Source organism: Acidiphilium acidophilum, from assembly GCF_033842475.1.
In the GTDB taxonomy this organism is placed as follows: domain Bacteria; phylum Pseudomonadota; class Alphaproteobacteria; order Acetobacterales; family Acetobacteraceae; genus Acidiphilium; species Acidiphilium acidophilum.
This window is the reverse complement of the sequence record NZ_JAWXYB010000018.1, coordinates 3,367,281-3,380,373: the sequence shown is the minus strand read 5'-3', so window position 1 is coordinate 3,380,373 and position 13,093 is coordinate 3,367,281. Positions and strand designations below refer to the sequence as shown.

The 13,093-nt window shown below is 66.9% G+C and carries 7 protein-coding genes; 1 reads left to right on the top strand and 6 read right to left on the bottom strand.

Going from position 1 to position 13,093, the window contains the following annotated elements; translation table 11 throughout:
* Nucleotides 1-206: 206 nt before the first annotated feature.
* Genes treY through SIL87_RS18685 form a run of 6 tightly spaced genes read right to left on the bottom strand, consistent with a single transcriptional unit; the run spans nucleotide 207 to nucleotide 11,837 of the window.
* On the bottom strand, nucleotides 207-2,972 hold the full coding sequence (gene treY, locus SIL87_RS18710; protein ID WP_319615658.1) for a malto-oligosyltrehalose synthase: 2,766 nt from the start codon (nucleotides 2,970-2,972) through the stop codon (nucleotides 207-209).
* Complete coding sequence (malQ, locus tag SIL87_RS18705; protein WP_319615657.1) at nucleotides 2,969-5,083, bottom strand: 4-alpha-glucanotransferase; 2,115 nt, start codon at nucleotides 5,081-5,083, stop codon at nucleotides 2,969-2,971. Before malQ ends, treY begins: the two co-directional genes overlap by 4 nt.
* The gene (treZ, locus tag SIL87_RS18700; RefSeq protein ID WP_319615656.1) at nucleotides 4,978-6,756 is read right to left on the bottom strand and encodes a malto-oligosyltrehalose trehalohydrolase; all 1,779 of its coding nucleotides are present in this window, start codon (nucleotides 6,754-6,756) and stop codon (nucleotides 4,978-4,980) included. The genes malQ and treZ overlap by 106 nt, the downstream gene beginning before the upstream one ends.
* Before the next feature lie 5 nt (nucleotides 6,757-6,761).
* Nucleotides 6,762-8,864 carry a glycogen debranching protein GlgX gene (glgX, locus tag SIL87_RS18695; protein WP_319615655.1) on the bottom strand — a complete coding sequence of 701 codons (2,103 nt, stop codon included), beginning with the start codon at nucleotides 8,862-8,864 and terminating at the stop codon, nucleotides 6,762-6,764.
* Nucleotides 8,864-11,026 (bottom strand): 1,4-alpha-glucan branching protein GlgB, encoded by a 2,163-nt coding sequence (glgB, locus tag SIL87_RS18690; protein ID WP_319615654.1) that lies wholly within the window; start codon nucleotides 11,024-11,026, stop codon nucleotides 8,864-8,866. The genes glgX and glgB overlap by 1 nt, the downstream gene beginning before the upstream one ends.
* Complete coding sequence (locus tag SIL87_RS18685) at nucleotides 11,013-11,837, bottom strand: phosphotransferase (protein WP_405055277.1); 825 nt, start codon at nucleotides 11,835-11,837, stop codon at nucleotides 11,013-11,015. Before SIL87_RS18685 ends, glgB begins: the two co-directional genes overlap by 14 nt.
* Before the next feature lie 66 nt (nucleotides 11,838-11,903).
* On the opposite strand from SIL87_RS18685, the gene SIL87_RS18680 reads away from it, so the two are divergent.
* Entirely contained in the window at nucleotides 11,904-13,085 is a 1,182-nt protein-coding gene (locus tag SIL87_RS18680) for an IS256 family transposase (protein ID WP_319612474.1), read from the top strand.
* Nucleotides 13,086-13,093 lie beyond the last annotated feature (8 nt).

The following is a 13,093-nucleotide window of genomic DNA, read 5'->3' as shown; positions in this document are numbered from 1 at the left end:
CAGTTCGTGAAACCCCGATGGCACGAAAACAATCCGCACACCGTACCGACATGCGGCCTAGCCGCAACCGCCCGTAACCGCAAGGGCATCTGCGCGTAACGAATCCCGCTGCCGGAGGCGGGGGGAGGGCGGGAAGGTGTTCTTTTTTGCAAAAAAGAACCAAAAAACTCTCTGAATCAGGGTCAGGGGCGCCCGGGCTTGGCGCATCATCCCTGGAGGACGGCGACGGGCAGGATGCGCAGCAACGCCGCGACATCGTCGATCCCGTCATGATCATGGCCACTCAGCACGTCGCGCCACGCGCCATCCAGCGGCGTCGTCAGCGCGGTATCGCCCCAGGCTTCAGCCGGAATCAGCGGCTTGTCCGCCTCGCCCAGCGCCGCACTCCCGAGCCGGGACGCAATCACCACGAGCCGCGCCCCCTCATGCTCGCGCACGAACCCGATCGCCTGATCGGCCAGGACCCCGCCGAAATCGAGCGGCACATAACTCCCCGCCGCAAACAGCGCGGGATGCGCGGTGCGCAAGGCCAGCAACCGCGCAATGATCGCCTGCTTCACCACCCCGCTCTGCCATCCCGCCAGCAACGCCGCAGGATCGCCACCCTCCGCCAGCGCCGCCCGCCGCACCGCATAATCGACCGGGCGGCGATTATCCGGATCGACCAGCGACAAATCCCAGAACTCGGTGCCCTGATACAAATCCGGCACGCCCGGCACGGTATATTTCAGCACGGTCTGGCTCAACCCGTTGAGCGCTCCCGCCGGCCCGATCATCGCGGCGAACGCCCCGATCTCGCCCCGCGTCGCGGTCGCCCGACCGGCGTCGAACACCCCATCGAGAAACTGCCGGCACGCTTCCTCATAGGCTTCGTCCGGCGCCGCCCATTCCGAGCGCAGCTTCGCCTCGCGGATCGATTTTTCCCACCAGCCCCAGACCCGGTCCTGAAAATCGCCGTCGGGCCCCCCCGCTTCGAGCGGCCACGCCCCCACCAGCGTCTGATACAGCATGATCTCGTCGCCCTCGCTCGGCGCCCGGCCGGAATCGAGATCGCGCACCAGCCCGGCATTCAGCCGCATCCACCGCGCCAGCGCCGCGCGCCACCGCTCCGGCATTTCAGAGATCACCGCAATCCGCATGCGGGTGTCCTCGCCGCGCTTGTGGTCATGTGTCGCGGTAGCCAGCATGGCATCAGGAAACAGCGCCGCCCGCTGCGCCTGCGCGGCATGGAACGCGGGCACACTCACCGAAAACTGCGCCGGGGTGCTGCCCACCTCGTTGCGCGAAATCAGCCTGCCATACCGGTAGAATGCGGTATCCTCGACCGACTTGGCCGCCACCGGCGCCGAAAGCTGCTGAAACCGCACCATCGCCCGACGGTGCAGCGCGCGCCGCTCCAGCGGCTCGCGTGCCAGGGGCCGGTCGGCCAGCCAGTGCCGGATCTGATCGAGCAGGTTGCGGTCCGCAACCCGAAAACTCCGCCGTGCCCGCGCGAGCGCCCAGTTCATGGTCTGCTCGTCGGTGTCGGTGCTGCCCCCGGCCCCGGCATAGATCCGGTAGATCGGAAAATGCACCAGCAATTCCCCCAGAGCGCGCCGCAACGCGGTGAGCGAGATATCGCGCGTCGCGAGGTTCGATGCCGCCAGCCGGTGCAGCAGCGCCGCCGTTCCGTTCCACTCGCTGGTCAGGTTGTCGCGCAGAATCTGGCGGCGGGCGTCGCGCTCCTCGGGATCGAACGCCGCACTCCGCCCGGTCAGTTCGTGCCACAATGAGCCCAACGGGTCCTCTCCCGCCGGTTCGTGCAGCACACCGCCCACCTCGTTCATGAAATCGTAGCCGGTGGTGCCGTCGGTCAGCCAGTCGGTCCGCAACCGCTCGTGCGGTGCCAGAATTTTCTCGACGATGATGTAAGCCGGCCCCGCCGAGGCCGAGGCGGGCCGGTGCTTCGCCGCCGCCGCCAGCGCCCGCCGCAGCTTGCGCAGATAGGCGCGCGGATCGGCCAACCCGTCCACGTGATCGATCCGCACCCCGTCGATGATCCCGCGCGCATATAAATCGAGGATCAGCCTGTGGCTCTCGTCGAACACCCACGGAATTTCGGCGCGAATCCCCGCCAGCGTGTTGATGTCGAAAAACCGCCGCCAGTTGATTTCATCCGCCGCCGCACGCCAGTAGGTCAGTTGGTAGTTCTGCATTTCGAGCAGGTCATGCAGCCGTGCCGCGCCGTCCTCGGTCGTGGTGTCGTAGCGGCGCAGCGCGGTGGCGAGGCCGGCCTGTCCTTCCGGCGTCGCCAGCACGGCGGCGAACCTCGTGCGCGCGGTCGCGGCCAGCGGGCGCGCGATCTCGGGCCGGTCGGCCAGATCCGCCGCCCCGGTGAAATGCGCGATCGCGTCGGCGAACCGGCGCGGCGCCGCCTTCAGCACCAGCGCCATTCCGGCTGGCGAGAGCGGAAAGACGTGCTCGTGATACACCACCGAAATCCGCCCCTCGGCCTGATCGCAGGCGAGTTGCAGATCGCCCGATCTCAGCGCCCCGCCATAGGATTCGCCAAGAAACGGCGCCATCACCTTGCCGCGCAGCGCGGGGTCGGGCGGCATCCAGTCGATATCGAACGCATCGGCGTAGCGGCTCGCGCGCCCCCATTCCAGGACGTCCATCCACCAGGCATTGTCGCCGCCGCCCACCCCCATGTGGTTCGGCACGATATCGAGGATCAGCCCGAGCCCGTGTTCGCGCAGCGTCGCCGAAAGCTGCTCCAGCGCCGTCGCGCCGCCCAGTTCGGGATTGATCGCGTTATGGTCCACGATGTCGTAGCCATGGGTCGAGCCCGGCCGCGCCTTCAGGATCGGCGACGCATATAAATGGCTCACCCCGAGTGAAGCGGCATACGGCACCACCGCCGCCCCGTCATCGAGGGTGAAGCCCTTGTGGAACTGCAGGCGGATCGTGGCGCGGGGCGGTGTGGTGGTCATGATGATCTGCGCTTTCCATCGATGGTCTTGAGCCGGGCGGCGACGCGCGGTGCCGCAAGGCAGGTTTCCACCGGTTCGGGCAGGCGCCGCCGCCAGTTCGGGTGTTCGTCGATCGTGCCGGGAATGTTCGGCTGCTCGCGCAGCGCCATCACATCCTCGATCGGCAGGATCACGAGGTCCGACGAGGCGGTGGCGACATTCGCGATCACGGCATCCGCGATCGCGTCGGATTCGTCCGGTCCCGGAGGCTCACCGCCCGCCGCCCCCGACTGCACGCAGGCATCCCACAGGCATCCCCGGTCGAACGCCCGCTTTTCCGCATCCTCGCCCGGAATATGCAGCCGCTCGCGCCAGCCGATATCCGTGCCGCGCCACCACCCGGCGGCGGTCGGCAGATCATGCGTCGTGGTCAGGGCCGCAGTATCTGCGCGCCAGTGAGCGGGCGGTACGAACCGGTCGCCGTCGCGCTCGAACCACAGAATGCTCATCCCCGCGATCCCGCCGGTCGCCAGCCCATCGCGGAACCCTTCGGGCACCGTGCCGAGATCCTCGGCCACCACGATCCCGCGATGACGCACCGATTCCAGCATGACGATCCGCCGCATGTCATCGAACGGATAGCGCAGGAAACAGCCATCCTTCGCCTCGCCGCCCTCGGGAATGATCCACAGCCGCGACAGCCCCATGGCATGATCGATCCGCACCCCGCCGGTCGGCTCCAGCGCGGCCCCGAGCATGTCGCGCAGCGCGGAAAATCCGCTATCGCGCAGCCCGCGCGGCGAAAATGCGGTCAGCCCCCAGTTCTGGCCGCGCCGGTTGAACTCATCGGGTGGCGCGCCGACCGATGCGCCGCGCAACACCTCCAGTGGCCGCCCCCAGGCATCGCTGCCCGCCGGATCGGCCCCCACCGCAAGGTCCGCGATCAGCCCGACCGCCATGCCCGCCCCGGTCGCCGCAAGCTGCGCCCGGCGCAGATCCGCCCGCACCCGATATTGCGCGAACAGATGAAACTCGACCTCCTCGCCCTCGGCCGCCAGAATTGCCGCAACCTCCGGCGTGGCCGGGCTTCGCAGCGCATCCGGCCAGTGTCGCCAGTCGCGCCCCGCCCCGTGTGCCAATTGATGCGCAACCAGCGCCTCGAACCGCGCATGCAGCAGCAGGGCCGGCGGCGGATCGCTCAAAAACGCGCGAAACGCCGCCTCATGGCGCTCCTGCGCGAAGGCCGCGCGCAGCGCCGCGTAACGTGGCGGGGTAAACCGCCGCCAATCAACCAGCCCGCCCGGCGATTCCCCGGTCACGTCTTCCGGGCCCGGCACCGGATCGGAACAGTCCAGCGCGGCATAAACCGGGTTCAGCGCAATCCGGCTCGACGGCCCGTACGGCCCGTAATGCCCCGGCTCGCTGGCATAGAGCGCGTGGATCGGGCTGATCGCGATGGCATCCGCCCCGTGTTCAGCCGCCCTGCGCGCCAGTTCCGCGAGCGACGCGAAATCGCCGATCCCGCCATCGCCCGCGCGCGGCAATCCATAAACCTGCGCCGCCAGCCCCCAGGCCTTGCCGCCGCGCCCCGCCCGGTCGAGCGCATCGCGCATGGTGAAGGCCCGTGCCGGCGCCACCGCGATCCCGATCGTCCGCTCCCCGATCGCCAGCGTATGATACCCGACCTCATTAACCGGCGGCAGCCGCGCCCAGCCATCCCCGACCGGTTCGGCCCGGGTCTCGACGATCGTTCCGTCCTCCCGCGTCAGCCGCGCCGCGCCACCGTCATGACGAAACCTGATATCCCCGCCCGCCAGCGCGGTCACCAGCTTCGGTGTCGCGCGCGATTCCTCATCGAGCCGTCCGAGGCTCGCGGCACATGCCCCATCCGAATCCGCCTCGTGCCCCAGTGCGGCGAGCAGCGGGCGCAACATTTCGGGTGCCACATGATGCGCGGTGCCGAACACATCGTGCCACACCACGCTCAGCCCTGCCCGGTCGGCGAGGCTGAACAGCGCCTCGTCGCTCATGAAGGTGCGAACCAGGCCACCGCGGTCCGCCCCGGCAGCATCGCATCGGCCCGCCCGGTCGGCGGCGATGCCGCCAGCACCATCCCCTCGCCGGGTTCGCACGCCACCGGCTCCTCGCCGAAATTCGCCGCGATCGTCAGCACCGACTCATCGCCCAGCCGCCACGAAGCGCGCACCCCGCTCCGCCCGAGCGCTGTCGCCCCCAAACTTCGCGCACCCGGAATGCGCGGCACGACAATCTCCCGTCTGATGCCGAGCAAGGCGGTATGAAACAGCCGCCATCCGGCACCCGGTGCCTCCGCGTCATCGAAGCTTGGGATCGAGGCCGCAAAGGTCGCCTTGTCGTTCGGATCGGGAATCGCCCGCTGCGCCTCGGCTGAGGAAAATGCCGGGAATTTCGAAAATTCCGCCTGCCGCCCGGTTTTCACCGCTTCGGCAAGCTCTGCCGAAGCATGGTCGGTGAAATACAGAAATGGCCGCTCCTCGCCATATTCCTCGCCCATGAACACCAGCGGGATCTGCGGCGAGAGCAGCAGCAGGAACATCGCGGCGCGCAACCCGTCATGATCCGCCAGCGTGGTCAACCGCTCACCGAACGCCCGATTGCCGATCTGGTCGTGGTTCTGCAGAAACGCAACGAAGGCGGTCGGCGGCAGATGCCCGCTCGGCGTGCCGCGATGCTCGCCGTCCCGGTGGGGTGAGGCCTCGCCCTGATACGCGAACCCGGAATCGAGGCAGCGCGCCAGTTGGGCCGCCGCCTCGGGATAATCCTCGTAATACCCGCCCTGCTCGCCGGTCAGCAGGACATGGAAGCAATGATGGGTGTCATCGGCCCATTGCGCGTCATACAACGCCCCCGCCCCGTCCGGCGCGAGCAGGGTCGCGTTGTTGTCGTCATTTTCGAGCACCAGATGGATCTGCCGCGCCGGGTCGATCGCCGCGCGGATTTCGTGCGCCATCGTGGCCAGAAACTTGTCGTCCTTGATCGCGTGCACCGCATCGAAACGCAGCCCGTCGAACCGGAACTCGTCGAGCCAGTAAATCGCGTTATCGATGAAATACCGCCGCACCGGCTCGCGCCGGTAATCGATCGCGCCGCCCCACGGCGTCTTCATATCCTCGCGGAAAAACTGCGGCGCGTAGCTGTGCAGATAATTCCCGTCAGGTCCGAAATGATTATAGACGACATCGAGAAACACCATCAGCCCGAGCCCGTGCGCGGTATCGATCAGATGTTTCAGCGCCTCCTGCGTGCCGTAGGCGGTATCCGGCGCATAGGGCAGCACGCCATCATAGCCCCAGTTGTGCCGGCCGGGAAAATCCGCGATCGGCATCAGCTCGATCGCGGTGAACCCGATCTCGGCGAGGCGCGGCAGCATCGCCTCGATCCCGGCATAACCGCCGCACGCGCCGGGGTGCAGCTCGTAAAGCACGGTCTCGTGCCAGGGCCGCCCGGCCCATGCGGGATGCCGCCAGTGGTAAGGCGCCGGGTCGGGCACCACGCTCGCATCATGAACATCGCCCGCCTGCAACCGCGAGGCCGGATCGGGCAGGGTATTGCCCCCGCCGATCGCAAACCGGTAGGTATCGCCGGGCTTTGCCGCCGCTTCGAGGGTGAAAAACCCCGCCTCGTCGCGCGTCATCGGCAGCGCGTCGCCCCCGCGCAGCACCAGCCCGACCGCCTCGCATCCCGGCGCCCATACCCGAAACCGCGCCCGCCCCTGCCCGATCATCGCGGCACCCGGTCGAATATCGTGTCGTGCCGTATCGGTCATGGCGGTCATTCCTCGATCGGCGCGCCCAGCACCACGACGGCACGGGCAGCAACCTTGATGATGGGAGCGGAAAATGCCGCCCGCTGCAATTGGGGATTTGCGGTATCGAGTTCCAGCGTCCACTCCAGCGCGGGTTCGGGCAGGGTGAACTCGCGGTCCTGATCCGAGGCGTTGAGCAGCACCAGCGTCGCGTCCGCCACCTCGCCCTCATGGCTCGCCCGCCGCAGCGCCAGCAGCCGCGCGAAGGGGTCTGCCCAGGCCTCGCTGGTCAGGTCGCGCCCGGCCTCGTCGAACCACGCGGTGTCGGCAAGATCAGGTCCGATCGTCTCAAGCCCGTGGTGAAACCACGAACTCCGCAAGCTCGGGTAGCGCCGCCGCAACGCGCTCAACCGGGCGACGAAGGCGAGCAGCGGCGCCGCCGTGCCGTCATGCAGCACCGACCAGTCGATCCAGGATAATTCATTGTCCTGGCAATAGGCGTTGTTGTTGCCGCGCTGGGTCCGGTTGAGTTCGTCCCCCGCCAGCAGCATCGGCACCCCGTAGGACACGAACAGCGTCGCCAGCATCGCCCGCTTGAGCCGCTCGCGCACCAGCTGGATCGCGGGATTACCGGTCTCGCCCTCGACCCCCCAGTTGGCCGATTGATTGTCGCTGCTGCCGTCGCGGTTATCCTCGCCGTTCTTGAGGTTATGCCGCTGGGCGTAGCTGACCAGATCATGCAGGGTAAACCCGTCATGTGCGGTCACGAAATTGATCGACGCCCAGGGCCGCCGCCGCCGGTGATCGAACAATTCCGGCGACCCCATCAGCCGCCGCGCAATCTCGGGCCGCTGGCTGTCGTCGCCGCGCCAGAACCGCCGCACCCCGTCGCGAAACGCCGCGTTCCACTCGGAAAACCCCGGCGGATGATTGCCGAGCTGGTAACCGCCCGGCCCGAGGTCCCACGGTTCGGTGATCAGCTTGAGCTTGCCGAGCACCGGGTCCTGCCGGATCGCATCGAAAAACCCCGAACCGGGATCGAACCCGCTCGCCTCGCGCCCCAGAATGGTTCCCAGATCGAAGCGGAACCCATCGACCTGATACGCCTCGGCCCAGTGGCGCAGGCTGTCCATCACCATCTGCAGCACGCGGGGATGGTTGATGTTCAGCGTGTTGCCGCAGCCGGTGTCGTTGATGAAATACCGCTCGTGACCCGGCATCAGCCGGTAGTAGCTGGCATTGTCGAGCCCGCGCCAACTCAGCGTCGGCCCCATCTCGTTGCCTTCGGCGGTATGATTGTAGACCACGTCGAGAATGAGCTCGATCCCGGCCTCGTGCAGCCGCCGCACCGCGCTCCGCACCTCGTGCCCGGCCTGCTCGGCATCCGCGAGATACGAGGTCTGCGGCGCAAAGAACCCCAGCGTCGAATAGCCCCAGTAATTGCTCAGCTTCCGCTCGACCAGAAACCGGTCCTGCAGAAAGGCCTGCACCGGCAGCAACTCGATCGCGGTGATGCCGAGATCCACCATATGTTCGATCAACCGCGGGTTCTGCAACGCCGCGAAGGTGCCCCGCTGCTCAGGCGCGACATCGCCGCGCTGCATGCTCAGCCCGCGCAGATGCGCCTCGTAAATCACGGTCTCGCTCCAGCCCCGCTTCGGCCGGCGATGATCGCCCCACACCGCATCTGCCCCGGTCACCACCGCCTTGGGCATCGCCAGCGCGCTGTCCCGCCGGTCGAACGACAGATCCGCCCGCGCCGCGCCCACCCGGTAGCCGAACAGCGTGTCCGACCAGTGGATGTCGCCGAACAGCGCCTTCGCATACGGATCGAGCAGCAGCTTGTTCGGATTGAACCGGTGGCCGCGCTCCGGCTGATACGGCCCATGCGCGCGAAACCCGTAAATCAGCCCCGGCAGCGCATCGGGCAGGTAGCCGTGGAACACCTCGTCGGTGCACTGGGGCAGATCGTAACGCGCGATCTCGCGCCGCCCGCCCCGGTCGAACAGGCACAGTTCGATCCGGTCGGCATTGGCCGAAAACACCGCGAAATTGACCCCGAGCCCATCCCACGTCGCCCCCAGCGGGTCCGGGGCGCCCGCCTTCAGCCGCGCCGGCAGTATCGCCATCAGCTATCCCTGCGCAAAATCAGCACCCCGAGCGGCGGCACCGTCAGCACGATCGACTGTGCCACGCCATGCTGCCCGATCGGCTCGCTCGCCACCCCGCCGAGATTGCCGAGGTCGGAGCCGCCATAAGCGCCCGAATCGCTGTTGAACACCTCGCGCCAGCGCCCGGCGAACGGCACCCCGATTCGGTACTCGCTGCGCGGCACCGGGGTGAAATTGGCCAGCACCACGACGGTTTCGTCCTCGTTGCCGGTCTGGCGCTGCCAGGCGAAAATACTCTGGTCGCGATCGTCGCCCACAATCCAGCGAAACCCCGCCGGATCGAAATCGGTCGCCGAAAGCGCGGGCTCGCGCCGGTAGATCCGGTTCAGATCGCCGATCAACCGGCGCAGCCCGTCATGCTCGGGCTGATCCGCCTCGCCCCAGTTGAGTGTCGCATCGTGATTCCACTCGTTGGTCTGGCCGAATTCCTGCCCCATGAACAGCAGCTTCTTGCCCGGCTGGGTCCACATGAACGACAGATACGCCCGCAGATTGGCGAATTTCTGCCAGCGGTCCCCCGGCATTTTCCCGATCAGCGAGTGCTTGCCGTAAACCACCTCGTCATGCGAGATCGGCAGCACGAACCGCTCGGAAAACGCATAGACCAACCCGAACGTCATCTCGTCATGATGATAGCGCCGGTTGATCGGGTCCTCCTCGATGTAGCGCAGCGTGTCGTGCATCCAGCCCATGTTCCACTTGTGGCTGAACCCCAGCCCGCCATCGGCGACCGGCCTAGTCACGCCCGGCCACGCGGTCGATTCCTCGGCGATCAGCATCGCCCCGGGCGCATAGATCTCGATCGACCCCGACAATTCCTTGAGAAAATCGATCGCCTCCAGATTCTCCCGCCCGCCGTACCGGTTGGGAATCCACTCGCCCTCCTTGCGTGAATAATCGCGGTACAGCATCGAGGCCACCGCATCGACCCTGATGCCGTCGACATGATACCGGTCGAGCCAGAACAGCGCGCTCGCGATCAGGAAGTTCCGCACCTCGTTGCGCCCGAGATTGTAGATCAGCGTGTTCCAGTCCTGATGGAACCCCTCGCGCGGGTCGGCATGCTCATAAAGCGGCGTCCCGTCGAACTGCGCGAGCCCGAACGCATCGGTCGGAAAATGCGCCGGCACCCAGTCGAGAATGACACCCACCCCCGCCTGATGGCAGCGATCCACGAACGAAGCGAACTCCGCGGGCGTCCCCAGCGCCGGCATCGGCGCGAATTGCGACAGCGGCTGATAACCCCATGAGCCGCCGAACGGGTGCGCCATCACCGGCATGAACTCGATATGGGTGAACCCGAGCGCCGTCACGTAAGGGATCAACTGCTCGGCCAGCTCGCCCCACAACAACGGCGAGCCATCGTCATGCCGCCGCCACGACGCGGCATGGACCTCATAGACCGACAGCGCCCGGTCCGAACGCCCATCCCGCCCGTTCATCCAGGCCTCGTCATGCCACGCGAAGGGCGCGGCATCCGCCACGATCGACGCGGTTTCCGGCGGTCCCTGCACCTGCCGCGCCAGCGGATCGGCCTTGAGCAGCAACCCGCCATGCGCCGCGAGAATCTCGTATTTATAGAGGCTGCCGACCGCGACCTCGGGAATGAACAATTCCCACACCCCGATATCGTGGCGCTTGCGCATCGGGTGACGCCGCCCGTCCCACAGATTGAACGCACCGACCACCGAAACCCGCCGCGCGTTCGGCGCCCACACCGCGAACCGCACCCCGCTCACGCCCTCGATCGTCGCGGGGGTGGCGCCGAGGCTCTCGGTCAGCCGCAATTGCCGCCCTTCGGCCAGCAGGTAAACGTCATACTCGCTCAACAGCGTGGCAAACCGGTAGGGATCGTCGATCTCGCGGGATGCCTCGTCCCACCCCACGCGCAGCCGGTACGCACCCGAGCCCGGCAGTGCGCCGCGAAAAATCCCGGCGGGATGGATCCGGGTCATGGCGATCTCGTTGCCGTCCGCCAGCAGCGTCACGCTGCCCGCCCCGGGCTGAAAGGTCGTTACGCTGGTTTCCTCGCCGTCGCGATGCGGTCCCAGAATCGCGAACGGGTCGCCATGGGTGCCGTTGGCGAGCGCGTCGAGCGCCGCATCGTCATGCGCTGGCATGGTCGCCTCCTGTGATCTGTCGGGTGATGGCGGCAAGCCCGCCAAGCGGAATCGCAAGCCAGCCAGGGCGGTTGGCCGATTCGTAGCAGATTTCGTAAGCGGATTTCTCGATCAGGAACAGGCGCAGCAAATCCTCCCACGCCTCATCGCTCACCCATTTATGCTCCGCCGCCCCCGCCACCGCGCGATACGCCTCGATGAAGGCGGCGCTCGCATCGGTGACGAAGCGTTGCAGCATCGAGTTGCTCCGCTCCGCCGCCCGGTCGGTCGAAACCGGCACCGCGCGCGAAACCGAGGCCCCGGCATAATCGAACGAACGCAGCAGCCCCGCCACATCGCGCAGGGCCGAAGCCTTCGCCCGCCGCTGGGTGATCGACTTCGCGGGCTCGCCCTCGAAATCGATCAGATAGGCATCGCCCTGCGCCGCAAGGATCTGCCCGAGGTGGAAATCTCCGTGAATCCGCGTCTTGAGCGTCCCGCTCCCCGCCGCCGCCAGCTTCGGCAGCGCCGCTTCCAGCGCGCCGCGCGCCGCCACGACTTCATCGATCAGCGCGGTGGTCGCAGCACTTGCCGCCGGCCGCGCGCGTTCAAGTGCGGCGAACGCCGCCTCCAGTTGATGCCGCGCCGCATCGGCCCAGCCGCGCGCATCCGCCTCGCTCGCCGGTTCCGGCGCGAAGGCCGGTGCGGTGCCCGGTGTCGCCAGCGTCGCATGCATCTCGGCCAGCCTCCGGCCCATCGCGGCGGCGAGGTGGTGTAACCTGACGTCTGGAAATTCATTTTGGGTTGGGAGTTGGTGCCCTTGCCGGGGCATGCCCCGGCAAGGGCTGTTCATTCTGGTATTCCATGCAGTTGTTCACACCAACATGGAGACCGATGAATGGACGCCAAAAAGGATACGATTATCGAGGCACTTTTGGAACATCTGATCGAAAACGGCGCAGGCGATATCGCCACGGTATTTGCCAGGACCTTCGAACTCGCCATGCAGATCGAGCGCGAACGCTTCCTCCACGCCAGTCACTACGAGCGCAACCCCGATCGTCAGGGTTACGCCAATGGCTACAAGCCCAAGCGGATCGATACCCCGGCCGGGTCGATCACCGTCGATGTCCCCAAAACCGCCGGTCACGTGGGCGAACCCTTCTACCCACAGTCCCTCGAACGCGGCCGACGCTCGGTCCGCGCCGTCATGGTCGCCGTCGCCGAAATGTACATCAAAGGCGTCTCCACCCGCGACGTCGAGGCCGTCATGCGCGAATTCGGCATCGAAAGCCTCTCCTCCGCTCAGGTCAGCCGCGCCAGCAAGCTGCTCGATGACGAACTCGCCGCCTGGCGCACCCGACCCCTCGCCGAGATCCGCTACCTCATCCTCGACGCCAGATATGAAAAAATGCGCGATAATGGCGTCGTCCGCGATGCCGCCGTGCTCTCGGCCATCGGCATCGGACCCGATGAACGCCGCCGTGTCCTCGGCGTCTCGGTCGCCCTTTCCGAGGCCGAAGTCCATTGGCGTGCCTTCCTCGAAAGCCTCCATCAGCGTGGCCTGCGAGGCGTCGAATTCATCGTCTCCGATGACCATGCCGGATTGCACGCCGCACGCCGCGCCGTCTTCGGCGCCGCACACTGGCAACGATGCCAGTTCCACCTCGCCCAAAACGCCATCCACCACGCCCCCAACCACGCCATCCGCAAACGCATCGGCGCAGAACTCCGGACCGTCTGGAACGCAAATTCCCTCGCCGCTGCCCAGATCGCTCTCATAACCCTCGTCAATGCCTATCGCGACACCGCACCAAAGCTCGCCGATTGGCTCGAACGAAATATCCCCGAAGGCCTCACCGTCTTCACACTGCCAGAACCCCACCAGCGCCGGCTTCGCACTTCCAACCCCATGGAACGCGGCATCCAGCAGGAACTCAAACGCCGCACCACCAAAATCAGGGTCTTCCCCAACGAAGCCTCCCTCGAACGCCTCGTCAGCGCCGTCCTCGTCGAAATCGATGAAAAATGGGCCGCCGACACCAAGGGCTACATCAAGTGGGACTACCAGGATGCCTGACCCCCGCT

Bases quoted from the DNA above. Each gene is read 5' to 3' on its own strand.
- treY (WP_319615658.1), bottom strand. From the start codon at position 2,972: ATGACCACCACACCGCCCCGCGCCACGATCCGCCTGCAGTTCCACAAG.
- treZ (WP_319615656.1), bottom strand. From the start codon at position 6,756: ATGACCGATACGGCACGACACGATATTCGACCGGGTGCCGCGATGATC.
- glgX (WP_319615655.1), bottom strand. From the start codon at position 8,864: ATGGCGATACTGCCGGCGCGGCTGAAGGCGGGCGCCCCGGACCCGCTG.
- glgB (WP_319615654.1), bottom strand. From the start codon at position 11,026: ATGCCAGCGCATGACGATGCGGCGCTCGACGCGCTCGCCAACGGCACC.
- SIL87_RS18685 (WP_405055277.1), bottom strand. From the start codon at position 11,837: ATGCCCCGGCAAGGGCACCAACTCCCAACCCAAAATGAATTTCCAGAC.
- SIL87_RS18680 (WP_319612474.1), top strand. From the start codon at position 11,904: ATGGACGCCAAAAAGGATACGATTATCGAGGCACTTTTGGAACATCTG.